21 protein-coding genes are annotated in these 22,644 nt (G+C 53.5%); 9 read left to right on the top strand and 12 right to left on the bottom strand.

What is annotated here, in order from left to right; all coding sequences use genetic code 11:
- Positions 1–195 precede the first annotated feature (195 nt).
- The 4 genes from BM029_RS24020 (at position 196) to BM029_RS24005 (ending at position 4,300) form a co-directional block, all read left to right on the top strand.
- A complete protein-coding gene (locus tag BM029_RS24020; RefSeq protein WP_092440405.1) occupies positions 196–1,287 on the top strand; it encodes an LLM class flavin-dependent oxidoreductase in 1,092 nt (363 codons plus the stop codon).
- A 60-nt stretch (positions 1,288–1,347) separates the two neighbouring features.
- Positions 1,348–1,788 carry an NUDIX hydrolase gene (locus tag BM029_RS24015; protein WP_092440403.1) on the top strand — a complete coding sequence of 147 codons (441 nt, stop codon included), beginning with the start codon at positions 1,348–1,350 and terminating at the stop codon, positions 1,786–1,788.
- A gap of 118 nt (positions 1,789–1,906) precedes the next feature.
- A complete protein-coding gene (camD, locus tag BM029_RS24010; RefSeq protein ID WP_092440413.1) occupies positions 1,907–2,992 on the top strand; it encodes a 5-exo-hydroxycamphor dehydrogenase in 1,086 nt (361 codons plus the stop codon).
- 54 nt (positions 2,993–3,046) lie between these two features.
- On the top strand, positions 3,047–4,300 hold the full coding sequence (locus BM029_RS24005; RefSeq protein ID WP_092440401.1) for a cytochrome P450: 1,254 nt from the start codon (positions 3,047–3,049) through the stop codon (positions 4,298–4,300).
- A gap of 714 nt (positions 4,301–5,014) precedes the next feature.
- Here the strand turns inward: BM029_RS24005 and BM029_RS24000 are convergent.
- From BM029_RS24000 to BM029_RS23965, 9 genes are all read right to left on the bottom strand, one after another.
- The gene (locus BM029_RS24000) at positions 5,015–6,106 is read right to left on the bottom strand and encodes an HlyD/EmrA/EmrK family protein (RefSeq protein WP_244545203.1); all 1,092 of its coding nucleotides are present in this window, start codon (positions 6,104–6,106) and stop codon (positions 5,015–5,017) included.
- 90 nt (positions 6,107–6,196) lie between these two features.
- Positions 6,197–7,645 (bottom strand): efflux transporter outer membrane subunit, encoded by a 1,449-nt coding sequence (locus BM029_RS23995; RefSeq protein WP_371329161.1) that lies wholly within the window; start codon positions 7,643–7,645, stop codon positions 6,197–6,199.
- Between the two features lie 37 nt (positions 7,646–7,682).
- The gene (locus tag BM029_RS23990) at positions 7,683–9,242 is read right to left on the bottom strand and encodes a DHA2 family efflux MFS transporter permease subunit (RefSeq protein ID WP_092440397.1); all 1,560 of its coding nucleotides are present in this window, start codon (positions 9,240–9,242) and stop codon (positions 7,683–7,685) included.
- Complete coding sequence (locus tag BM029_RS26485) at positions 9,239–9,370, bottom strand: hypothetical protein (protein ID WP_256381619.1); 132 nt, start codon at positions 9,368–9,370, stop codon at positions 9,239–9,241. Before BM029_RS26485 ends, BM029_RS23990 begins: the two co-directional genes overlap by 4 nt.
- Before the next feature lie 90 nt (positions 9,371–9,460).
- Positions 9,461–10,594 (bottom strand): bifunctional 3,4-dihydroxy-2-butanone-4-phosphate synthase/GTP cyclohydrolase II, encoded by a 1,134-nt coding sequence (gene ribBA / locus BM029_RS23985; protein ID WP_092440395.1) that lies wholly within the window; start codon positions 10,592–10,594, stop codon positions 9,461–9,463.
- A gap of 20 nt (positions 10,595–10,614) precedes the next feature.
- Positions 10,615–11,124 (bottom strand): nuclear transport factor 2 family protein, encoded by a 510-nt coding sequence (locus BM029_RS23980; RefSeq protein WP_092440393.1) that lies wholly within the window; start codon positions 11,122–11,124, stop codon positions 10,615–10,617.
- Positions 11,125–11,213: 89 nt separating this feature from the next.
- Positions 11,214–11,594, bottom strand: coding sequence for a VOC family protein (locus tag BM029_RS23975; protein WP_092440391.1), 381 nt, complete (start codon positions 11,592–11,594; stop codon positions 11,214–11,216).
- A gap of 119 nt (positions 11,595–11,713) precedes the next feature.
- Entirely contained in the window at positions 11,714–12,037 is a 324-nt protein-coding gene (locus BM029_RS23970; protein WP_092440409.1) for a 2Fe-2S iron-sulfur cluster-binding protein, read from the bottom strand.
- Positions 12,038–12,183: 146 nt separating this feature from the next.
- The gene (locus BM029_RS23965) at positions 12,184–13,491 is read right to left on the bottom strand and encodes an NAD(P)/FAD-dependent oxidoreductase (protein ID WP_371329160.1); all 1,308 of its coding nucleotides are present in this window, start codon (positions 13,489–13,491) and stop codon (positions 12,184–12,186) included.
- A 359-nt stretch (positions 13,492–13,850) separates the two neighbouring features.
- Between BM029_RS23965 and BM029_RS23960 the strand changes: the two genes are divergently transcribed.
- From BM029_RS23960 to BM029_RS23950, 3 genes are all read left to right on the top strand, one after another.
- Entirely contained in the window at positions 13,851–14,768 is a 918-nt protein-coding gene (locus BM029_RS23960; RefSeq protein WP_139217334.1) for an SDR family oxidoreductase, read from the top strand.
- A 12-nt stretch (positions 14,769–14,780) separates the two neighbouring features.
- Entirely contained in the window at positions 14,781–15,569 is a 789-nt protein-coding gene (locus BM029_RS23955; protein ID WP_092440385.1) for an SDR family NAD(P)-dependent oxidoreductase, read from the top strand.
- A 397-nt stretch (positions 15,570–15,966) separates the two neighbouring features.
- Positions 15,967–17,151 carry an acetyl-CoA C-acyltransferase family protein gene (locus BM029_RS23950; RefSeq protein ID WP_092440383.1) on the top strand — a complete coding sequence of 395 codons (1,185 nt, stop codon included), beginning with the start codon at positions 15,967–15,969 and terminating at the stop codon, positions 17,149–17,151.
- Between the two features lie 68 nt (positions 17,152–17,219).
- Here BM029_RS23950 and BM029_RS23945 read toward each other — a convergent pair whose 3' ends face one another.
- Positions 17,220–18,449 (bottom strand): IS110 family RNA-guided transposase, encoded by a 1,230-nt coding sequence (locus BM029_RS23945; RefSeq protein ID WP_092440407.1) that lies wholly within the window; start codon positions 18,447–18,449, stop codon positions 17,220–17,222.
- Positions 18,450–18,765: 316 nt separating this feature from the next.
- A complete protein-coding gene (locus BM029_RS26010; RefSeq protein WP_170851212.1) occupies positions 18,766–18,942 on the bottom strand; it encodes a hypothetical protein in 177 nt (58 codons plus the stop codon).
- A gap of 534 nt (positions 18,943–19,476) precedes the next feature.
- Here BM029_RS26010 and BM029_RS23940 point away from each other — a divergent pair.
- Positions 19,477–19,821 carry a hypothetical protein gene (locus BM029_RS23940; protein WP_092440381.1) on the top strand — a complete coding sequence of 115 codons (345 nt, stop codon included), beginning with the start codon at positions 19,477–19,479 and terminating at the stop codon, positions 19,819–19,821.
- A 67-nt stretch (positions 19,822–19,888) separates the two neighbouring features.
- On the opposite strand, the gene BM029_RS23935 is transcribed toward BM029_RS23940, so the two are convergent.
- Positions 19,889–21,343 (bottom strand): nuclease-related domain-containing protein, encoded by a 1,455-nt coding sequence (locus BM029_RS23935; RefSeq protein ID WP_092440379.1) that lies wholly within the window; start codon positions 21,341–21,343, stop codon positions 19,889–19,891.
- Positions 21,344–22,334: 991 nt separating this feature from the next.
- Between BM029_RS23935 and BM029_RS23930 the strand changes: the two genes are divergently transcribed.
- Positions 22,335–22,644: transposase (locus tag BM029_RS23930; protein WP_139217333.1), on the top strand; the 310-nt coding region annotated here is incomplete at its 3' end.

The following is a 22,644-nucleotide window of genomic DNA, read 5'->3' as shown; positions in this document are numbered from 1 at the left end:
CAAGGTCACCTCGACCCCGAGCAGAACAACGATGAACTCGAAAAGTTTGCACGTCTCGTCGCACCACGCTTCGGCAATAAGGACAAGGACGGTACATTCGTCTGATTATTTTTGGGGAAAGCTGGTGTCAAAAAAATTCAATACCCCGACGATTTAACCACACATAGCGGCCACTCAGGCCAGGAGACATTTATCATGAAATGCGGCTTTTTCCACACGCCTTACAATTTTCCTCATCGCACGGCTCGCCAAGTTTTTGACTGGTCCTTGCAACTGGCTCAGGTTACTGACCAAGCTGGGTATGCTGATTTTATGATCGGTGAGCACCACACCTTGGCGTGGGAGAATATTCCTTGCCCCGAAATTATCATTGGAGCAGCAGCCTCGCTCACCAAAAACATCCGCTTTGCGCCGATGGCCCACCTGATCCCTTACCATAACCCGGCCACCTTGGCGACTCAAATTGGTTGGCTGTCGCAGGTTCTCGAAGGACGCTATTTCCTGGGTATCGCTCCAGGAGGTCATCACACTGACGCGATTCTCCATGGATTTCCCGGCATCGCCGAACTGCAGTCGCAAATGTTCGAGGGCCTTGACCTGATTGAAAAGGTATGGGAGCGCAAGCCTTTCCTGGAGAAGACCGCGCATTTCCAGGCAGGATACCCAGGCCTGAACGATATGCCAGGCTATAATGTTGAACTGGCGAACAACGGCCCTTGGGGCGGACGGGATAGCCTTGAGGTCGCAGTCACCGGCCTGACCAAGAATTCCTCTTCACTGAAGTGGGCAGGTGAACGCAATTACAGCCCGATCTCCTTTTTTGGCGGCACCGAGGTCATGAAATCCCATTGGGATACTTGGGAAACCGCTGCCAAGTCGAAGGGCTTCGCCACTGATCGTGCACGATTCCGTGTAACCCGCGATATTTTTATTGCAGATACAGATGCCGAGGCGAAGCGCCGTGCCATCGCCAGCGGTCTTGGTGAGGCTTGGAAGCACTATCTTTTCCCGATCTACAAGAAGTTCAATCTGTTCGAGGGCATCATCGCCGACTCCGGAAAAAACATCGATTCCAGCCAGGTTGACATGGACTTCCTGGCAGAACATGTCTGGCTTTGCGGCTCGCCGGAAACCGTCGTTCGCAAGCTTCAAGCGGTCGCCGAGAAGACTGGTGGATGGGGCGAAATCGTCGTCAATTCCCATGACAACATGGACAATCCGGCGCCGTATTTCGAGTCCTTGAAGCGTTTGGCTACTGAAGTTGCACCCAAACTTAAGGTTTTGTAAACCCGCCTGTTGCGGGGTGGCGGACGGGGTAGTAAAGACCTCAATCAAGCAAGGAAAATCATGCACAACCAGGCTATTTGTGAGGCGCACCCTGCCTCACAGGGGGAGCGTGAAGTGGTTGCCGCGATATTGACGCATCTCGGACGCGTTGGGCTGTTTCGGCGCAGCGCTCGCGTAACTGGAGATGTCGGTTACTGGCACTGCATCACTGGCTTCCTGCCTGTTGCTGCTGATCCGCTGAAGCATGCAATCCTTGAAATATGGGAAGAGACAAATATTGCAGAAAGTAGGCTCGAACTGAGCAAGCGCACTATTCTTGACCTAAAGAGCGAGGATGGCAAATTATGGCGAGTTCATGCTTTCCATTTTCAGAGCCAAGTCGACGCAGTCCACCTGAATTGGGAAAATGACGCATGTTGCTGGGTACAGGTCGAACAAATCGGCGCACTAGCGACAGTAAGCTGGTTTGAAAAAGTTCTCGAAGCGCTTTTAGTCATCTAGGCACGTTTGTAGCACATGCAGAAACGTAGGGGCATCTTCTGTATCAAGCACGCATCGTCCTCGACTGCAAAGAGCCGTACCCCAAAGAGACTATCAAACAAACGGAAGGATGTTGATTATGAGATACGGCAGAGCGGCTGTAATGGTTGAGCCAAATCGGGTGGAAACCTGGGAAGTTCCGATCGTCGATCCTGAACCGGGCGGCGCGCTCGTTCGTGTGGTGCTCGGTGGTGTTTGCGGTAGCGATGCCCATATTGTGTCGGGCGAAGCCGGAAAAATGCCGTTTCCCATTATTCTTGGGCATGAAGGCGTGGGACGGATTGAAAAACTCGGTGCAGGTGTTTCCACCGACTATGCCGGTATGCCGGTAAAGCCAGGCGATCTCATTTATTGGGCGCCAATTGCATTGTGTCATCGCTGCCATACCTGCACGGTACTCGACGAAACACCGTGCGATAATTCGACGTTTTTCGAACATGCCGAGAAGCCCAATTGGGGAAGCTACGCGGATTACGCCTGGCTACCTAACGGTATGGCTTTCTATCGACTCCCCGATCATGCGAACCCGGATGCCGTAGCGGCTCTGGGCTGCGCACTGCCTACGGTCTTGCGCGGTTTCGAGCAGTGTGGCCCGGTCGGACAGGGAGATACGGTGATCGTGCAGGGCGCCGGCCCTGTTGGCTTGGCCGCAGTCCTCGTGGCAGCTGTATCCGGTGCACAGGAGATCATTGTCCTTGATCACTCGAAAAATCGGCTGGACGTGGCCATTTCATTGGGGGCGACAGGGACGATATCCCTCAAAGAGACGAGTGCTGAGGAGCGGCACAGGCAAATTCAAGACCGCCTTGGCCGTCGGGGCGCGAGCGTGGTGGTCGAAGCCGCAGGGGCGTTGCCGGCTTTCCCTGAGGGTGTCGATCTGACCGGCAACCACGGTCGCTACATCATTCTAGGGCTCTGGGGCGCGATTGGTACGCAGCCCATTGCGCCGCGTGACCTGACCATCAAGAACATGAAGATTAGCGGGGCAACCTTCCCCAAGCCCAAGCACTATTACCAGGCACTGCATCTGGCGGTTCGCCTGCAGGAGCGTTATCCATTGGCCAGCCTGGTCAGCCACCGACTTGCGATAACGGATGCCGTCAAGGCACTTGAGCTGGTGAAGTCGGGTGCATCGATCAAACCGGTAATCGATCCAACGCTCTGATTATTGTTATAAAAATCATTCGCATTGCACGAATGCACACAAAGGAGATAAAAAATGACGACGGTTGACGCGACAACATACAGACCTACACTGGCACCGTTACCAGAGCATGTTCCACAAAATTTGGTTTTTGATTTCGATATGTACAATCCGAAAAATGTCTCTGACGGGCTGCAGGAAGCCTGGAAAATATTACAGGGGCCAGGCGTTCCTGATCTTGTCTGGAGCCGGCTCAACGGGGGACACTGGATTGCTACCCGTGGTCAATTGATCAGGGAGGCATTTGAAGATTACCAGCACTTCTCAAGCGAGTGTCCGTTCATTCCTCGCGAGGTCGGAGAAGCGTACGACTTCATTCCTACTTCGATGGATCCACCGGAGCAACGTCAATTTCGCGCATTGGCGAATATGACCGTCGGGATGCCGGTCGTGGACAGCCTGCAAGACAGAATCAGGGCCCTCGCGGTTGGGATGATCGAGAAAGTGCGACTTCAGGGGCATTGCAATTTTATCGAGGACTTTGCCGCGCCATTCCCGATCCGGGTTTTTCTTATCCTTGCAGATTTGCCGGAGAAGGATGTTCCGTTCTTGAAATACCATACTGACCAAATGACCAGGCCTGATGGATCAATGACGTTTGCCGAGGCACGCGACAAGCTCTACGAGTACCTGTCACCCGTGATCGACGCGCGCATGAGCAACCCAGGTGATGATGCCATCAGCAAAGTTGCCAATGGTAAGATCGACGGTCGTCCCATTACCAAGAACGAGGCTCTGCGGATGACGGGATTGCTGCTTCTTGGCGGTCTGGATACCGTTATCAATTTCCTAGGTTTCTGCATGCAGTTCCTCGCGCAAAGCCCGGAGCATCGCAAGGAACTGGTTAATCATCCCGAGCGCATCCCGGCTGCCACGGAAGAGTTTTTGCGTCGGTTCTCGTTGGTGGCGGATGGGCGTATTCTCAAGTCAGACCATGTGTTCCACGGAGTTCAGCTCAAAAAGGGTGACCAAATCCTGTTGCCACAACTCCTGACCGGTTTGGATGAACGGGAGAATGCCTGCCCTATGCACGTAGACTTTAGCCGTAAGAAAGTTTCGCACACGACCTTTGGTCATGGTGCTCACCTCTGCCTCGGTCAGCACCTCGCACGTCGGGAAATAGCTACAACTCTGATAGAGTGGTTGGCCAGAATTCCAGATTTCCAGATTGCTCCCGACGCGAAAATTTCTCATCAGGGGGGTATCGTCGGTTCGGTAAAAGGACTTCCTCTGGTGTGGGATCCGGCAACGACGGCGTCGAAGGCTTGATTGCCGGTCGTTAGCGTTCGCAATTTGCTTCGAACGGGCGCCGCCTGGTGACTTGTCCCACCGGCGCCTGAGCAGGTGCGCAGGTATACGCTCTTTATCCTGCGTGACGTACTTAAAAGTGACGCGAGGCCGTCCGGAAAAACATAAGGAATCTCGCATTAAGTAAACGCGCAGCCGCATTGACGCGTTATACGGAGTAAATCTGAACGAAACCGATGGAACAAACCATACTTGCCACTGATCGAGGTTTTGTTGGCATTGAACTGAGGCTTGAGCAGGTATCCGACGTGTAACAGTCTACAAATTTCGACATTCGCTTGAACGCCAAGAATTGGGCATGGTCTAATCGCGCTATCGCGGCATAGTCAAGGATGCAAATCGATTCTTTGTCACCTGTACGCTGGTTAACTAATTCGTGGTGTGCAAAAAACTGATGCGCCTTCAAGGGGAGTAATGCGTCAGCGTCCGAGAAGCTGCACTTGGATGCGCTAAATCGGAAGGTGATCCATCCCATTTAATTTAATCCTCTTCCCGCGCTTATCTTGTGTCTTCGATTAGAAAAAATCGTCGATGCAGATCGCTGTGATGTTGATCATCGCCTGTGTCGGGCCGGAGTGCGAAAGGCCCGCGATGTGGCACGTGCGATTCAACCTCAAGCTTGGATTAAATCATCGCATGCCAGTTGTAACTAAATCAACATAATAGTTGGTTAATTTACCTGGTCAGATTCTTTACAATAATTGCTTTGGCGGCAGATTCCGCTTCCTGCACAGGCTGATTCAGCGCTTGCGTTGAATACAGCGCCCCAGCCGGCATCGGTGCACCCAGCATTGTGCCATCCTGGCGGTGCGTGTCCACCGTGACCACGGTTGATAACCCTATTCGCAAGGGGTGTTGCGCCAGTTCTTTCGCGTCTAGCGAAATGCGCACCGGCACCCGCTGCACCACTTTAATCCAGTTGCCAGTGGCATTTTGCGCCGGTAGCAAAGAGAACGCACTGCCGGTACCCGCCGACAGGCCTAGCACTTTTCCGTGATAGGTGACCTTGCCGCCGTACATGTCCGCTTCTACGTTCGCAGGCTGTCCGACACGGATGTTCCGCAATTCAGACTCTTTGAAGTTGGCATCGACCCACAGTTGGTCAAGCGGCACGATCGCCATTAACGGCGTACCGGGTGTAACATGGCTTCCCACTTGCACACTGCGCTTGGCGATGTAGCCCGACACCGGCGCCAGGATTGCGTTACGGCGCACGGCCAGCCATGCCTGTATAAAATCTGCCTTGGCCGCCAACACACTAGGATTGTCGGCCAAACCGACGCCAGCGACGCCGGCACGGGCGGCGTTTGCCTGATTGAGCGCTACTTCTAGTGACGCTTTGGCGTTTTTTACGGCTTGCTGGGCGTGTGCGATATCTTCGCCGGAAATTATATGGTTGGCTGCCAGCGGCAACCGGCGCGCGAGATCGTCCGTGGCGCTTTGTAGGCTCAGCTGCTTCAATTCAATAGTTGCATCATATTGCGCGACACTCGCATAGCGTTCACGCAGTTGCCGAACCGTTGTACCTAAACGTGCTTGCGCCTGACTCAGGCCGAGGTCGGCATCAATCGGATCAAGCGTTATCATTTCCGTGCCGGCTTTCACCAACTGGGTTTCGTCGGCCCGTATTTCCTGCACATTGCCTGTCACTTGTGACGACAGGGTGACCAAGTTCCCGCCGACGTAAGCATTATCGGTTTCTTCATGCTTCGATAATGCCAGTGCGTAATAAACAGCGTAAGCGACCCCTGCAAGGATAAAAAACAAGGTAATGCTGAGTAAAAAAAACTTGCGTTGATGAGGATTTCCTGTATCTCTGTTGCAGATCGCCATGGCAAATGTTCCGATTTATTGTGATTACTGAGTAAGGGGGGCATTCGGCGTGATCAGGTTCGATCGGTAGCCGCCACCTAATACGCTGACCAAAGCCACCTCCGCCAGCAACTGCCGATTGGCCAGTTGAAGGCCGGCATCCTGTTGGGCTAACTGCGCTAACTCGGCAGCCAGTACAGCGCTGTGGTTTGCCAGTCCTTGTTTGAATTTGGCTTGCGCAGTTCGCAGTAACTCATTGCTTGCCCGCATCGCGCTGTCTTGCTGCCTGATCTGGCTTTCGATGCTCTGCATGGACGCGCCTTGCTGCGCCACATCCCGCACCGCGTTGAATACGGTCTGGTTGTAGTCGGCGATCATCTCATTCCGTTCGGAACGGGCCGCCCCGAGACGCGCTTCTAGGCGCTTGCTGTCAAATAATGGCAAGGACAGCGTGGGACCGGCGAATAGTGTGCGACTGGCCGCGTTGAACAGATTGCTCAATGAGAGCGTGTCCAGACCAAAAGCAGCCGTCAGATCTATGTTCGGATAAAACGCTGCGTGTGTCGCCTCGATACGACTGAGCGACGCTTCGACCCGCCAGCGCGCGGCCTGCAGGTCGGGCCGCCGTGCCAACAATTCTATGCCGAGCTGCCGCGGCAGCGTGTGCGGAATGCCAGGAATCAGTTGCGGCACCAGGTCGGCCAGCGCATTGTTGTCGCCGCCCAGTAGCGCGCGCAGCGCTTCTCGTTCGATGGCAATCTGTGTCTCGAGCTGCGCGACGTGTTGATTCAGATAACTCAGTCCGGTTTCATCCATGCGCTGTTCATCAATGGCAGCCAAACCACGGGCAATGCGCTTGACCGTGCTTTGTACCAACTCTCTCTGCGTTGCGACGCTCCTGTGGCTGTTTTCCAACCGTGCCCAAGCACTTTGCAGGTTGAAATAATGCTGCGTGATTGCGGCCGCCAATGTCTGTTCCGCTTGCGCGTAATCGGCCCTACGCGCATTGACTTCGCCGAGCGCAGCGGCAATCTGCGACTGGTGCTTGCCCCACCAGTCAAAGTCATAGTTGGCTTGTAATTGCAATGTCGTTTCATTGAAGTAGTTGCCGCCAATCGGCGCCGGAAACAGCCCGTTGCCAGAGTAGCGCTGCCGGTTTTCCGAGGCATTCAAGTTGAAGTTGGATCCCTGATCGGCGGCGTTGGTTGCCAGCGCTGCCCGCGCCGAACCGATACGGGCGGATGCAATTGCCAGTGTTGGACCATTGGTCAGTGCTTGTTGAATCAGGTGATTCAACTGCAGGTCACCGTACTGGGTCCACCATTGCGGATCCGGCCAGCCGTCGCGCGCGAGTCTGATGCCGGCCGCCAGTTGCGCACGTGCCATATCCTGCTGTGGCAATGTATTCCGGTCTGCTGGAATACCGGCGCAAGCTGCGACGCCAATCGTGAACGAAAGCAGGCCGGCGTATGTAAAAATTCTCAATTTAATCACAGTGAAAATTCTCGTTGATTGAGCGGCAGAGTGTGGCTTATTCCATCGCCGCATGATCGATGGTCACCGGCGTGTTCGTTCCGGGCGGGCGGATCAGCAATAAAAGCGGAAGGACCAGCAAGGTCAGGATCAGCATGAACCAAAAGTCATCGACGTAAGCGATCATCGATGCTTGCCGCGTGATCTCGTCGTTTAACGCTGCCAAGCCCTCTGATGTCGCCACGTTGTAGACGGACGCAACGATCGGATCGTGCAAGGCAGGATTGGCATTACTTATTTTTTCGACCAGCGATGCATGTGCGATTTGCGTGTTACGCACCAATAAGGTTTGTACCAGGGCGATGCCGATACTGCTGCCTATATTGCGAACCAGGCTGAATATGGCTGTACCCTGAGCCCGCATGGCGGGCGACAGCGTGGCAAAAGTCGCAGCACTCAGCGGCACGAAGACCAAGCCCAGTCCGATCCCCTGGATCACGCCAGGCCAAACGATATATCCCTGTGTAATGGTTAGTGTGTAGTGAGACATTTGCCACAAAGAGAGCGCAGTGAGGCAAAAGCCGATCGCCAGCAGCATCCGAAAATCAATCCGCCCAACCAGGCGACCGGCAAGCAACATCGCCATCATGGTACCGACACCGCTGGGAGCGGTGACCAAGCCGGCGATGGTCGCGGGATAATTCATCAGGCCCTGCAACATGGTTGGCGTCAACGCACGGGTTGCGTACAGGACCATGCCAATGATGAAGATAAATAGCAACCCGGTAACGTAATTCGCATTTCTCAATAAGCGATAATCGAAGAACGACTTACCCGCGGGCCGTAACGCGGTATGCGCAATGAAATAAGAGAAACTCATGGCCAGTACGATGGCTTCGATCCAGGTCTCGCGCGAGGAGAACCAATCGTTTTGCTCGCCTCGATCCAACAGCATTTGCAGGGCGCCGATGGCAATGCTCAGGGTCGAAAAACCGAACATGTCGAATGTCATGCGCCGCGAAGCGGGCAGCTGCCGGATATATTTCCAGATGCCATAAAAAGCCAGGGATCCCACCGGTACATTGATGAAGAACACCCAACGCCAGTTATAGCTATCCGTTAGCCAACCACCTAAGGTGGGACCGAGAATCGGGCCGATCATCACGCCCATACCCCACACTGCCATAGCAGAACCATGTTTTTCGCGCGGGTTGATGTCCAGCAGTACGGCTTGCGACAACGGTACCAGTGCGGCGCCGAAGACGCCTTGCAGCAAGCGGGCTGCCACAATCTGCGCCAGGGAGCCGGAAATGCCGCAGAGCACGGAAGCGCCGGTAAACCCGGCGACCGACACCAGAAATATATTTTTTTGACCAAAGCGATCGCACAGCCAACCAGTCAAGGGTGTGGCAATTGCCGCCGCGACGATGTATGACGTTAATACCCAGGTAATCTGATCCTGCGACGCCGACAGCGTGCCCTGCATATGCGGCAAAGTTACATTGGCGATGGTGCTGTCAAGTGTCTGGATAATCGTCGCCAGCATGATCGAAAGAGTAATCATGCGGCGATTGATGGCAGCATCGGTGCCGCTGCCAGACGGACCAGCACTGTTCATGGTGCCGATTCAGCAATAGCGTGCAGTGTATCCGGCAACTCGGCCGCCGCACGCAACTTGCAATCAACGCCTTGGGCAGGCCAGGGAAATTCAATGCCGGCAGCGGCTTCAAGCAGTTGATTGCTCATGGTTGTCGTGTATATGGATGGTACGACTGAGTCCATAATTCTCCCGTACTCGGCACGTCCAAGCATAGCGGCTCAATAAAGACAGAAATGTCAAATGTGATGCAAAATCTCGGCCGGCTCGATGAATTCAACCACCTCCAGATCGAAGCCGGAGATGGCCTTGTACTTGACCGGGGCACCCATCAACCGAAGTTTGCGCAGACCGAGTTTACGCAGAATCTGGGAGCCGACACCAATTGTCAGAAACGGCAGATTTCCTCCCATCGGCTTCGGCTTTGGCGTTGTTTTTCTGCCGGCGACCACATCAACGCTGTCGCACAGATCGGAGGTCGCCTCTGTCCCGCCTAGCAAAACCATCACTCCTGAGCCTTCAGCGGCGATGCGCGCCAGTCCCTTTTGGATATTCCATCCGCTACTGCCAGGAATGTGGATGCTGAGCATGTCACGAACCGCCAATCCCATCTGGACACGTGCCAGCACAGGTTGATCGGGGTCAAGCGTTCCCTTGACCAAGGCCAGGTGAACGCCGTTGTTGATCCGATCCCGAAAGGTGTGCAGGATGAACTCGCCATGGTCGGTTTGCACGGGCTGCATGTCCAATTGCTCGACGGTCGTTTCATTGACGACGCAATAGTGGATCAAATCGGCAATTGTCCCGATTTTAAGGTCGTGCTCGGTTGCAAAGCGTTCAAGGTCTGGGCGACGGGCCATACTTCCGTCGTCATTCATGACCTCGCAAATGACGGCTGTTTCACCAAATCCCGCCAGACGCGCAAGATCGCATGCCGCTTCGGTGTGTCCAGCCCGAACCAAAACACCGCCGGGTTCTGCAATAAGCGGAAAAATGTGACCCGGTTGCACAATATCGAGCGCAGTCGCATTTCGGGCGGATGCCACCTGAACCGTACGCGCCCTGTCCGCAGCGGAGATTCCGGTTGTAACGCCGGTTGCAGCCTCAATGGACGTGGTGAACTTGGTGCCGAAGCCGGAACCGTTCCTCTCAACCATCAGCCCTAATTTCAGTTGTTCACTGTGGCGACGGGAGATGGGCAGGCAGATCAGGCCCCTGGCATGGCGTGCCATGAAATTGATGTGTTCGGCGGTGACGCACTCGGCCGCAATCACCAGGTCACCCTCGTTTTCACGATCCTCGTCGTCCATAAGGAGGACCATCTTGCCAACGCGGATGTCCTGAACAATTTCTTCAATACTATTTAGTTGCATCAGAAACTCCCTTTTCCAGCTTATTTCTTTTTCGGATAATCTGACGGAAGTGGATCGATGCCGGGCCAGCGTACACACAATTTCGAAGTCAGCGATGTTCCAACATCTTCCCAGGGGCCCATATGAATCGTTCGCATGTTTCGACGCTGGAATTGCCAACCCTTATCGCCCCGTACATATTCATCCGTATAGCGCACCGCTCCGTACAAAGTGCGCCCGGCCATGGAAAGCTCCAAATGCGCGCCAACCAATCCGGTAGCGTGTCCGTCTTCCTGAAATTTGAACAATGTGTAATTGGGTGTGTGCACCGTCGGCCCCATGAGTTTCCTGCTCGAGCGGAGCGACTCCACCACTGCATCACGTCCGGTCGCTCCTTCGAAGTTGCCAGCAGAAAAAGTGCCATCGGGAGCAAATGTCGCGGCAAGCATCTCGTAGTCGTCATCATCTGCTGCGACAAAATATTGCGCAACAAGGTCCTGCAACTCGGCACGGTCTTCTAATCGGCGAATTCGATACTCCAAATCGCTCATCGCTTGTCCTCTCGATTCATTTTAAAAGTCAATAACTTATGTGGTGAGATGCACGCAGATGGGAGGTTTCCAATGATTCTGCAGAGCTTTCAACGCTCTGGCCCCATTTTGAAGACGCACAGCTTGTTGCCATCCAGATCGCGAAAATAAGCGCCGTAAAATCCTATCGAGGCGTCTCCGCGTAATCCGGGAGCTCCTTGATTCACATCGCCTGAACGCAGGGAAGTCGCATGAAACTCGTCAACTTTGGTGCGTGAGCCTGCACGCAAAGCGACCATTGAGCCATTCCCGACGGATGCGATATCGCCATTGAATGGGGTCAAGACACCGAGCTCCATCGTGTCTTTTCCGTAGTAAACTCCGCGTTCAAAATCGAAGATGCGCTTAGCACCCAGCAAAGTGAGGATATCATCGTAGAACGCGGTCGCCCTCGCCAAATTGTTTGTTCCAACGGTCGCATATCCGAGCATGATGTCTCCATTGCATTAGGCGTTACGATCAACCCCGGCTGTGCGGCAAGAGCATGTGAAGACCGCTGCCTGCCTTGCCAGTCGTTTTGATGGCGATTCGAATGTGGATGAATCGCTGACTACCACTGCTGATCTGGCATTCGCACCGTCAGTCCGTCGAGCGCCTCGGTCATTGCAATCTGGCAGCTTAATCTGCTACCCGCTTGCAATTCTGCCGCTGTGCACTGCAGCATTTCCTGTTCGCGCAAGGTCGCCGCAGGCAGCCTTGCCAGAAACAGATCGTCGACGTAGACATGACAGGTTGCGCAGCTGGCACTCCCACCACAGTCACCGACGATCTCGTAGACGCCATTGGATACGGCAGCCTGCATCAAGCTGACCCCGTCTGCGACGTCAAGTTCGTGACGGGATCCTGCGTGTGATATGTAAATGACTTTCGACATTGCCAATATCCTCGAAATTAAAATTAGGTTGTACTCTTGGCGGAACACATGATTGTGTAGCAGCACATCCCCTATCTTGCACCCTGTAATTTCTAAAGTCAACATATTCGTTGACTGTTCGTGGAATTGCGGAAAAATAAATTGCTTCAGTCTATCCGGGTACTTGACTCCAGGATGCTTTTCAATGGCACCGCATCGTCGGCGAGTTGGGCGAGTGAGACTGACGATCGCTCCGAAATGAGTTGTTTCGACAGATTGAATTCAACCGGGCGATTGATCGTATCGACTGCGAGCACGCGTTCTTTCAGCATGTAAAAGGCACTGAAATTGCGGCTATCAGGCGTTCCGCGAAAGACAAGATTGTCATAGCCGTGCGAGAGTCCGACCATTTTCAGATTGAGATCATACTGATCAGACCAGAACCATGGCGCTGAATCCTTGCGCGGCGATTTTCCGCAAATGAGAGCGGCAATTTTCCTCGCTTGCTCCAGCGCATTAGGAACCGATTCGATGCGCACCATTCGACCGTATAAGTCGCTGTGGAATTTTGTGCAATCACCCGCAGCCATGATTGCTTCATCGGCGGTGCACATTTGTGAATCAACTACAATTCCGTCGTCGACCTGCAACCCCGCGTCGATTGCTAAATTGCAATTAGGGATAAGCCCAATGCCGGCCACGACGAGATCAGCGTCCATCCTGGCGCCACTCGCACAACGCACGGCGGTAACTTTTCTTCTGTCAGCAGATAGTTCAAAACCCTCAACTTGTTCACCCGTTCGTACCTCCACTCCTGCTTGGCGATGCACGGTCTCATAGAATGCTGATAGCGGCGCTGCAGTCACGCGGGCCAGGATCCTAGAAGCTGCCTCCAGCACAGTGACACGCATGCCCAATTTGATGGCTGCAGCCGCAACCTCAAGTCCGACATACCCGCCTCCTACGACGACAAGCCGATGACCAGCCACGAGATTGCCGCGAATGGCGTCGGCGTCTGCAAGGGTTCTCAGATATCGGAAATTGGTGGCGAATTCGGCTCCTCCGGCTGCTGCCGACAATGGCCTTGGTCGACCACCGGTAGCCAGGATTAGGCGATCATAGGGCAGGTTGCGGCCATCGGAGAGACATAAGTGCATTCTTCCTCGATCGATTGACGTTGCCTTTGCCGATGTGAGTAGTTCGATATCCGATTTTTCGAATAATGCTGGCGTCCTCAATAAAAGCGAGTCAGCGCTCGCTTCGCCGACTAGATAAGCCTTTGATAAGGGCGGGCGATGGTAGGGCAGTACGGCCTCGTCACCAATCAAGGTAATTGATCCGCTCCATCCAGCAGCGCGCGCTGCGAACGCCAATTCAACACCGGCGCAGCCTGTTCCGACAACCACTAAACGCTCATTCTTTGTGCCCATTCCGCCTCCTGCCGCTTCAGCATGCATTTCCGAGATGGTTGCCATGACATGACAAAGTCCATCAATTCAAGCCAAGCGTGCGAGCTTCCTGCTCGCCGCTCACTAACTTAGTCGTTCACTAACTCCTGGGAGTTGAACATCGATTGTCAACTGTTGTGTTGATTTAATGGGATATTACGATACAACGAAATTACCAGCAAATTTTTATGAAAATTAATTGTCAACTAAAGCGTTGACTATCTGCAGAGGAATGTCGTAGAGTTAGATTCAGGGAATGCAATTTTTCGGTTCATTGCGATTGGCGCATTACTTTCATTCGCCAAATAAGTGGCCAAGAATTTTTCTGAACTGTCAGTAATGGAAGTCTAAGGCACGACGAAACTGTTGTGGAACGATGAAAAATTTTGGAATCTTTACCTAATGATGAGGGAATAATGGCAAATCGGCTTGCAGGAAAAGTAGCGATAATCACAGGCGGCGGGCGTGGCATTGGCGAAGGAATTGTGGAGCTTTTTGTCGCTGAGGGTGCCAAGGTTGTGGTCGCTGACATCAGTCCCGCCGCCGCCGGACTTGAGAAGCGCTTTGGGTCTGCGTCTGTCGTGTTCAAGCGTACTGACGTGACAGTAGAAGCGGATATTGAATCGGTAGTCGCGTTTTGCGTGGAGCGCTTTGGCCGCCTGGATGCCATGGTCAACAACGCTGGCGCACTTGGCGACCAATCTTCACTTCTTGATCTGGATGCCGAAGGGTTCAACAAGACAGTGACATTGCTGTTGCGGTCAGCAGCCTTGGGACACAAGCATGCAGCTAAGCAGATGATATCCCAAGGCAGTGGAGGAAGCATCATCTCTACCTCAAGCATTGCCGCGATCCAGGCTGGGTGGTCGGCGGTTTCCTACGACACTGCAAAAGCAGCGATTGTTCACCTGGCTAGGTCTGCCACCTATGAGTTGGCGTCGCATCGGATCCGATCAAATGTCGTCGCCCCAGGCCTGATCCTGACGCCGATTATTGCTACTGCCTGCGATATCCCCGCCGAACAATACGATGAATTCATCAAGTCTCTGGAAGAACCATTTGGAAACCTCATTCCGCTTGGGCGGGCCGGCACACCTCGAGATATTGCTGAAGCAGTCCTGTTTTTTGCCTCCGACGCCTCAACTCACGTCAGCGGGCAAACACTCGCGGTAGATGGTGGATTGACATCGATGACCGGATTCGATATCGGCGGTGTCGTCACCCAGGCACTTGCTGATTTCAAGCAAAGGGTGGGGAGTGTAGAAGACAACAAGGTTGGCTGGCTGCCGACCCGGCACAATTAAGGATCGACCATAATGCTAATTGAAAAAACATGTGTGGTAACCGGTGCAGGAAGTGGCATGGGTAGGGCGAGCGCTATCGAGATGGCCAAGCAGGGAGCCCGGGTCGTCGTTTCTGACATCAATGACGAAGCCGGCCTGGAGACACTGAAGGCCATTGAGGAACTGGGGGGCGAAGGCATTTATCAGCACTGCAATCTGCGCGACGGCGCCCAGATTCGCGCTCTCATGGATGTCGCTGCCGCTCGCTTCGGGGGCATTGATGTTCTGCACAACAACGCTGGCGTTCATGAATCCGATCTGACCCAGCAGAGCAGAGTCGATACCATGCCCGAGGATATCTGGGATATGGTGTATGAGATTAATCTACGTGCGGTATGGTTGTGCACGAAGTATGCGACCCCCCATCTTCGCAAGTCCAAGGCCGGTGCGATTGTCAATGCTGCCTCCGTGGGAGCGATCGTTGGTTACCCGATGGCCCCATGCTACTGTGCTACAAAAGGTGCAGTCGTTCAACTAACCAAAGCGACAGCCCTGGATCTGGCTCCTGACGGAATACGCTGCAATTGCTACTGTCCTGGCACAATCGATACACCCATGGTCGCAAAATACATCAAGGCAGCTGAGAATCCTGAGGCGATCGAACATGTACTAACAGGCTCACATTTGATTCCGCGACTTGGTCGTCCTGAGGAAATTGCCAAATTGGTCTGCTTCCTTGCTTCCGACGATGCGTCATTCATTACTGGAGCATCCTATCTCATCGATGGAGGGGCACTCGCCTGGCGCGGCTCTAATGTCTAAGCGACAAACTGGTCCGGGGATCTAGCGTCTAACTTCCCAATAACGCGTTTGTCGTGTCCCACAAGTAAGTGCGCATTGACGAGGTTATCGGCATTTTGTTACGTCAAACATTGAGCTTCTCACAATACGTTTCAGCGCGACAGATTCCAGACCTCCAGATTCATTGTTTGAATTACCGAAGCTCGTACTTTGCGGATGAGTAGGTGTTGGCTGCGGATGTCGTCATGAGCAGCGGTACGATTTAAGTAAGGCGTTGCGTGCCTCCGGACTAGCAATCTGCCGCGCGCCGAAAGCCGGGCGGGGTAATTCTGCATGCATCCGGACCCATCGCGGCGGCTGACTCCCCGTGAAATGCTCTCTAAAACCACCTTTAAAGATTAAAAAAAAAGGAATTGAAATGACGCAGCGTGAAGTAGTTGTAATCGGCCTGGCCAGAACTGCCATCGGCACATTCAGCGGGTCGCTGAAGGACGTATCTTTGTGCCAGCTCGGCACCACCGCTGTGCGTGCTGCGCTGAAACGATCCGGTGTCGCGGCGGCTGAAGTCGGTCATGTGGTTATGGGCAACGTGGTGCCGACCGAGCCAAGAGATGCCTACCTGAGTCGGGTTGTGGCGATGGATGCCGGGATACCTAAGGAGTCCCCGGCCTTCAACGTCAACCGACTGTGCGGTTCCGGTCTGCAGGCAATCATCTCTGCAGCGCAGACCATCCTGCTGAGCGATGCCGATGTGGCGATTGGCGGCGGCGCCGAATCGATGAGCCGAGGGCCGTACCTCATGCCGGCGGCGCGCTGGGGGGCACGTATGGGTGATGCACAGATGGTCGACTACGTGTCCGGCATTCTGCATGATCCCTGGCAATCGGTTCACATGGGCATAACTGCCGAGAATGTCGCCGAGCGGTACGGTATCACGCGTGACATGCAGGATGCATTGGCGCTGGAGAGCCAGCGCCGCGCTTCCCATGCAATCGCGGCAGGCTACTTCAAGGATCAGATCGTGCCGGTCGAGGTGAAAAGCCGGAATGGTGTGCTGCTGTTTGACACTGACGAGCATGTGCGTGGCGACAGTTCGCTCGACGCTCTGGCAAAGATGAAGCCCGTATTCAAGAAGGATGGACTGGTCACCGCCGGAAACTCGTCTGGTCTCAATGACGGTGCCGGTGCTGTGGTGCTAGCCGATGCGCAGCGTGCAGCAGTTCTTGGACTCAAGCCGTTGGCGAGGCTGGTCGCCTATGCCCATGCAGGTGTCGAGCCCCTGTTCATGGGAATTGGACCGGTGCCCGCTACACGTCTGGCCTTGAAGCGCGCGGGCCTACAAGTTGAGGATCTCGATGTTATCGAGTCGAATGAGGCGTTCGCCGCCCAGGCCTGTGCGGTCACTCGAGAGCTTGGTCTTGATCCTGCCAAAGTCAATCCTAACGGTTCGGGTATTTCGCTCGGCCATCCGGTCGGCGCCACCGGTGCCATCATCACCATCAAGGCAATTCACGAACTACACCGAATCGGTGGCCGTTTTGCGCTGGTGACGATGTGTATCGGTGGAGGGCAAGGTGTAGCCGCGATTTTCGAACGCATTTAAGCATCAACTGCGATATAAAGTTGATGCATGGATAGCCAATCACGAATTCCTACGGGGAGAGTGGGGGGCTATGTTGTTGTCAACGGCAATTTGATCGATTGTTGGCAATAAAATGAGCCGTCACGAAGCATGGCGAATAGGACGTCACAGCGTCGACGGGCGAGTGCGATGAGGACTTGGTTATGCCTTTTCCCCTGGTTAATTTTTCGCGTGTAATAAGTTCGAGAGATTGGATCGCGTAACGCGGCGAAGGCCGAGAGGAAGAGCGCTCGTTTGAGAATCTTGTTTCCCCGTCTGGAGGGATGTTCGCCGCGGATAGAAGAGCCGGATCGGTGGGTGACTGGCGCCAGTCCGACATAGGCGGCTAAGTGAGCGGCCGAAGCGAAGGCTTTGCAGGCGACCTCTGTGAGGAGTCTGGCCGCAGTCCTGACGCCGACTCCGGGCATGCTGCTCAGGACCGGGTAAAGAGGGGGAGCTTGTACGAGCCGCTCAACTTCCTGTGAGACCTCTTCACGTTGGCACCGTAGCCCGGCGAGTTGGCGAGCAAGACGAGGCAACACGATCATAGCGGCGTTGGTTCCAGGAACTACTACAGCTTGTTCCGAGAGTGCCAGAACGATTTCAGCAGCCAGATTCTTGCCCAGGCGGGGAGCCAGTTTGGTAAGGCGGTTTGCCAATTGTTTCTCGGTGACTGAGGCGAGCTTGGCTGGTGATGGGTATCGCTCGAGAAGATCAAGTACGGCGGGATGGTCAAGGCGTGGTCCCAGCACCCGCTCTAAGGCAGGATGGATCTGAGTCAGCAACCCACGAATGCGATTACTGGTCTGGGTAATTTGAGCAGCCAGGTCATTGTCGAATCCGCACAGCATGGTCAATTCCGACACTTGTTCGTCAGCCAGCTTAAGTGAGCGCAGCGTATGCGGCATACAACGTGCAGCTTCGGCGATGATTGCCGCATCCCGTGCGTCAGTCTTCGCTTCGCCGGCATGGAGATCGGTAATGCGTCGCATGGATAGTCTTGGCAGGTACGCTACCAGGATGCCTCCATCGCGCGCAACAGCAACAGGCAGTGCGCCGATCGTTGCGGGTTGATCAACTACAAGCAATAGTTGACCGTGCGCCTGGAGTTCGGTGATGAGTGTGCGTAATCTGGTCTCGTCATTCGGCAAGGCTTTATCAAACAAGCGCTTGCCTGTGCAACTAAGTGCAACGGCATGATGTTCGCCTTTACCAACGTCGACACCGATAAACACGTCAACCGACTCATAGTGTCGATTTCTGTCATTTGGCCTCCATATTGTCAGTACGTTGGCTGTGCGACGGCGGTTGGTCTCGGCATCCACGTTACGGACGGCCTCGGTATGCCCGGACCTAACCCCTATTAGCGATCACCAGCCACCTATCAGGTCTGGTGACAACACCCCCCGGATCATGGACGACTGGGGGCAGAAATCATGCCGGACCTGGCTGGCCAACACGTCACATTCTGGGGTATGAACATAGTAACGGGGCTAGTCGTAATCGGCTGACGTGCGGCGAGCAGAACTACACGCAGATGAAATGCTGGTTGATGCTAACGTAAGATAAAGACACGGGGACTCCGGACCAATCCGCTTAATTTTCTTGAAATTTCAGCCATGTGGGAGATTTTCTCGCCTGAGAAAAATTTTCACTCCCACACTTCGTTGCTTCCAAAGCATAGCCATCTAAAACCGCCAGCGGCCATAGGCATTTCATTGTTTTTTTAGCTAAAAAATCCTGCGCACCGACCATCGCTGCTTGCTGCCGCACAATCTCGTCAGAATATATTCAACGTGAAGTTACTGAGTTAAATGACAGCGAAACCAAACTGGGATTGTGAAATTTTTCTGAGCAGCGTCGTCGATATTTGTTGCATTTGTGTGTCGACGTAATTGTTAATTATTGCAAATCGTTATTTGCTATAAGTAATTCGGGTTATTCTGCAAGCTTGATAGGTGATTTTTCGGACATGCAAATTGACGGGGCCTCGCTTGAAGATCAACCCGACCGAACCATTTTTTCCTAGTAACAGAGGCGCGACATGAGAGCGTTTTTATATTTGTATCGTTATTATCGGAAGGGCGGTTACCGCGTCATTCCTGCAGTGAAAAAGGCAAGTCGCGTTTGGAACCAAGGGTTTTAGACGTTATTTCTCTTTGTCTGTTTAGGCCAAAAAATTTCATGCGGCGTTGTTCGTTGATTGTTCCTAACGCCAAAGTCTTGAAAGCTGTTGATTTTCTTCGATAGATCCCGGAAACTTGAGTCAGCAGCGGTATACATTTGACTGACAGGAAAATATCATGAATGATCAAGAAAACCGGTCATTTTTTGATGGTGTTGTGGCTTGCTATTTCGGAAATGCGATTTTCCTTCGATGGGGATCACTTTGCGCTTTCCACTTGCCGCAATCGGTCATTGATTGCCTCGATTTCTTGCGCATACCGCATGGCCGAGAGTAAAACCGAGAGTGCCCGTCCGCTGCCATTGCCAATTTCCTCGATGGCGATCACGATCAAATCTGTCAAGATCGTGATTGATTGTTCGAAGTCCGATGAAAAATCCGTCTTCGTGCCAACCGCGTTTATTTCCATCACCTCTGATCGTACAGACCGCTTGTTTCGCTTATTGATAGACATCGTGACTCCCTGATTACTTGGACTACCGACAGAAGACCGTACCTGGTACGGTCCCTGCGCTCCTGTTATTGATTCAACTCTCATCGAATCGACGCAGCATTGACGATCTCGGTCATCTCCGCCCGCACTCGGGCCGCGTTAGCTCTTTCGACATGCCTTTTCATCGCGGCCGGATCATCATTCACATGCGGCAAAAGCATGGCGATCACCGAAGCGGGATCTAGGATCGGATGTGGCTTGCCGTGTTCAAATGCACGAAGGACGTTGCCAATCTCCGCAGCAACCAACACATTCGTTGGACCATCAACGATTTTTACGTCGTTGCCCTTGATCGCAACCAGGGGAATGAGCTCACAAGGGAGGGCGGTTTGGCGCTGCAATACGCGAGCCGCATTCTTGACCTGCTTCAGCGCATTACGCATTTGCGAATCACCATAGGGAGATGACACCTTCCACGTGGGGAAATCGGCTCCCGTTGACAGGGTGCCGGATTTGCATTTCGTCTCAATCACAAAAACGTTTCGCTCGGTGATCAACATGTGGTCGACCTCAACGGAAAATTCATTGGGCGTGTGCTCGTTAAAGACAAACAATTTGCCGTGAAGGGAGCGGGATACAGGTAAATCCTTCGTACGACAATCTTCAATGAGTTTTTGTACATAACGTTCGGCAGCGATCCCCGCCATTTTTTTTTGAATAGCCGGATCCTTGGAATATTGCTCCATCCAATGCAGGATATTGAACAGTAGTCCGCCCGAGAGCCCGGCACACAGTTTGAGGACGCCGGCCATGATCTGATCAGCATGCGCGTGGGTGACAGAAAGTTTCCTGGAAGCGCCTACAAGCATGAACAAAAACAAAATGCCTGCCAGGCACTTAATGGGACCGTAGAGCAATTTCGTCGATGACCAACTTGTCGAGCACCATTCCAGATGCAACGCACGGGAGATGGGGCGTTTCAGAAGAAAGAAAATCGCCAACATGATCGTGGTTGTCGCCCACATCATCGCGAGTAATCCCCATGCCAATATGGTGCCTCCCACCGCAGTTAGGAAATCGTCATTGTTATTTTTTTTGTGACTCATGATGGTCTCCCTTTGGTTGTTGTATCTGACGGATAGCGCAACGCAGGCCAGCGAAGGGGCCATTTTGTCTAACGGTTCTGACCGTGCGCCAGAAATCATTGGCCAGTTCCAGTCTGGCGAGCGTGATGGCGTGATGACGTGATGACGTGTGTGAAATGCGTACATCACGTGCTCCAGTGAAGCGCGCGGCTTGAGCAAGCGATGGATCAGGCAGTTCAATTCCCACCACGCGACTCTGTAGTCGCCTCGGCCGGCCAACTGCGCCTTGACCGAGCGGCGGTCCATCGCCGAAACGTCGGTCATCCATACACTGTGCGCGGGGATACCTGGCGCAAGGTAGACGGTCTTGGTGCGTTTGCTGCGGGTTATTGATTGCAGAAACCTCGCTTTTTCTGTTCTTGCGAAATCGGTAGACACCAGGTTTTCGTTGGTGATGTGGTCGGGATGCATTTTTCCGTGCTTTCATGTTTTACGTTAGACTAGGGCCGATCCCTGTTGAGATAAATGTTCTGCATGACTATCTGGCGCTAATGAACTGACAGGCACGCAGTCAATTGATCGTAACAAAGGAAATCGCGTGCGCAAGTCGCCAAAATGGAGAACTGGGAAAAATAAGCAGAATGAAATCGGGATGGAATTGCTGGCGGCGAGCATGTGCGATGAAGGAAGTTTGAGCTGGTAGGAATTTTCGTTGGCGACTTTGAGTGGAACTTGTGGCAATCTCGCGCCAATCGCCAAGCGGCGCGATTCAATCCAAGCATCTCCCAACCTTTGTTCTTTTATGCTTTAGGCATAAAAGAGCCTCCAGCTCCGCCTTTTATTACCGCCGTTCTACGGCAAATACTAGAAGAAACATATGAGAAAACCAGCAACCGTTCGCGCTCGAACAAACGAGTCACGACTGATACCCGCATATGAGCGCGACGATGGTCGCTTGTCCCCTGAATATGTGACTTGGTTGAATAAAGAAGCAAAAACGCAGTTACCTAAAGGTAAAAGGATTTCCCAAAAATCGTTATTCCAGGAGGTGGTCGATGTGACCGCCTCCCGAACCAGGTGATTGTTTGGTGTAGCTTTCCACAACGTCCACGTGATGAACCAGGGCAAAACCAAGACCAGTGCTCGTGATGATGTACGATTACCTTGATCGTCGAAGACAACGGCACCGGCATATCGGACCTGAAAAACTTCTGACGATCGGCTTGATTGCGATGTTGAATTGATAGTCCGCTAGGTATCGGAAAGCTTAGCGCAATAGCGACATTTGCGTCCCACCGCACGCACGGGAAAAAGATAAGCCCGGATCTTTGACGGCCTTGGAAACGTTTTTGTCAGCACGTTCGACGCTCACGGAATTTGGGACGAAAAAACCCACTCTCTGAGTGGGTTCAGGTTGCTGACAAAGCCTTCCGAAATTGGGAGGCTTTTTTTATAATTAGGGATGCTAAAAATCCCTGTGCCTTACCAGCACGAGCTGGAGATGGTGACGCTGGAAAGCCTGGTGCCCAGCGATCACCTGCTACGCAAGATCGCCGCGGCGGTCGATTTTGACTTTATCCGTCAGAAAGTGGCACATCTGTACTGCGCCGATAACGGGCGTCCGGCGCTCGATCCGGTGGTGCTGTTCAAGCTGTTATTCATCGGCTACCTGTTTGGCGTGCGCAGCGAGCGACAGTTGATGCGCGAGGTGCAAGTCAACGTCGCGTATCGCTGGTTCGCCGGTTTCAGGCTCACCGACAAGGTGCCGGATG

Source organism: Collimonas sp. OK607 (assembly GCF_900111995.1).
Lineage (GTDB): Bacteria > Pseudomonadota > Gammaproteobacteria > Burkholderiales > Burkholderiaceae_D > Collimonas.
The sequence above is the reverse complement of the archived record's forward strand: the minus strand, read 5'-3'. Positions and strand labels throughout refer to the sequence as shown.

What these genes read in the sequence shown, in the direction of transcription:
- BM029_RS24020 (WP_092440405.1), top strand. Translation starts at nt 196, where the DNA reads ATGAAATGCGGCTTTTTCCACACGCCTTACAATTTTCCTCATCGCACG.
- BM029_RS24015 (WP_092440403.1), top strand. Translation starts at nt 1,348, where the DNA reads ATGCACAACCAGGCTATTTGTGAGGCGCACCCTGCCTCACAGGGGGAG.
- camD (WP_092440413.1), top strand. Translation starts at nt 1,907, where the DNA reads ATGAGATACGGCAGAGCGGCTGTAATGGTTGAGCCAAATCGGGTGGAA.
- BM029_RS24005 (WP_092440401.1), top strand. Translation starts at nt 3,047, where the DNA reads ATGACGACGGTTGACGCGACAACATACAGACCTACACTGGCACCGTTA.
- BM029_RS23990 (WP_092440397.1), bottom strand. Translation starts at nt 9,242, where the DNA reads ATGAACAGTGCTGGTCCGTCTGGCAGCGGCACCGATGCTGCCATCAAT.
- BM029_RS26485 (WP_256381619.1), bottom strand. Translation starts at nt 9,370, where the DNA reads ATGAGCAATCAACTGCTTGAAGCCGCTGCCGGCATTGAATTTCCCTGG.
- ribBA (WP_092440395.1), bottom strand. Translation starts at nt 10,594, where the DNA reads ATGCAACTAAATAGTATTGAAGAAATTGTTCAGGACATCCGCGTTGGC.
- BM029_RS23980 (WP_092440393.1), bottom strand. Translation starts at nt 11,124, where the DNA reads ATGAGCGATTTGGAGTATCGAATTCGCCGATTAGAAGACCGTGCCGAG.
- BM029_RS23975 (WP_092440391.1), bottom strand. Translation starts at nt 11,594, where the DNA reads ATGCTCGGATATGCGACCGTTGGAACAAACAATTTGGCGAGGGCGACC.
- BM029_RS23970 (WP_092440409.1), bottom strand. Translation starts at nt 12,037, where the DNA reads ATGTCGAAAGTCATTTACATATCACACGCAGGATCCCGTCACGAACTT.
- BM029_RS23965 (WP_371329160.1), bottom strand. Translation starts at nt 13,491, where the DNA reads ATGGCAACCATCTCGGAAATGCATGCTGAAGCGGCAGGAGGCGGAATG.
- BM029_RS23955 (WP_092440385.1), top strand. Translation starts at nt 14,781, where the DNA reads ATGCTAATTGAAAAAACATGTGTGGTAACCGGTGCAGGAAGTGGCATG.
- BM029_RS23950 (WP_092440383.1), top strand. Translation starts at nt 15,967, where the DNA reads ATGACGCAGCGTGAAGTAGTTGTAATCGGCCTGGCCAGAACTGCCATC.
- BM029_RS23940 (WP_092440381.1), top strand. Translation starts at nt 19,477, where the DNA reads ATGATCAAGAAAACCGGTCATTTTTTGATGGTGTTGTGGCTTGCTATT.
- BM029_RS23935 (WP_092440379.1), bottom strand. Translation starts at nt 21,343, where the DNA reads ATGCATCCCGACCACATCACCAACGAAAACCTGGTGTCTACCGATTTC.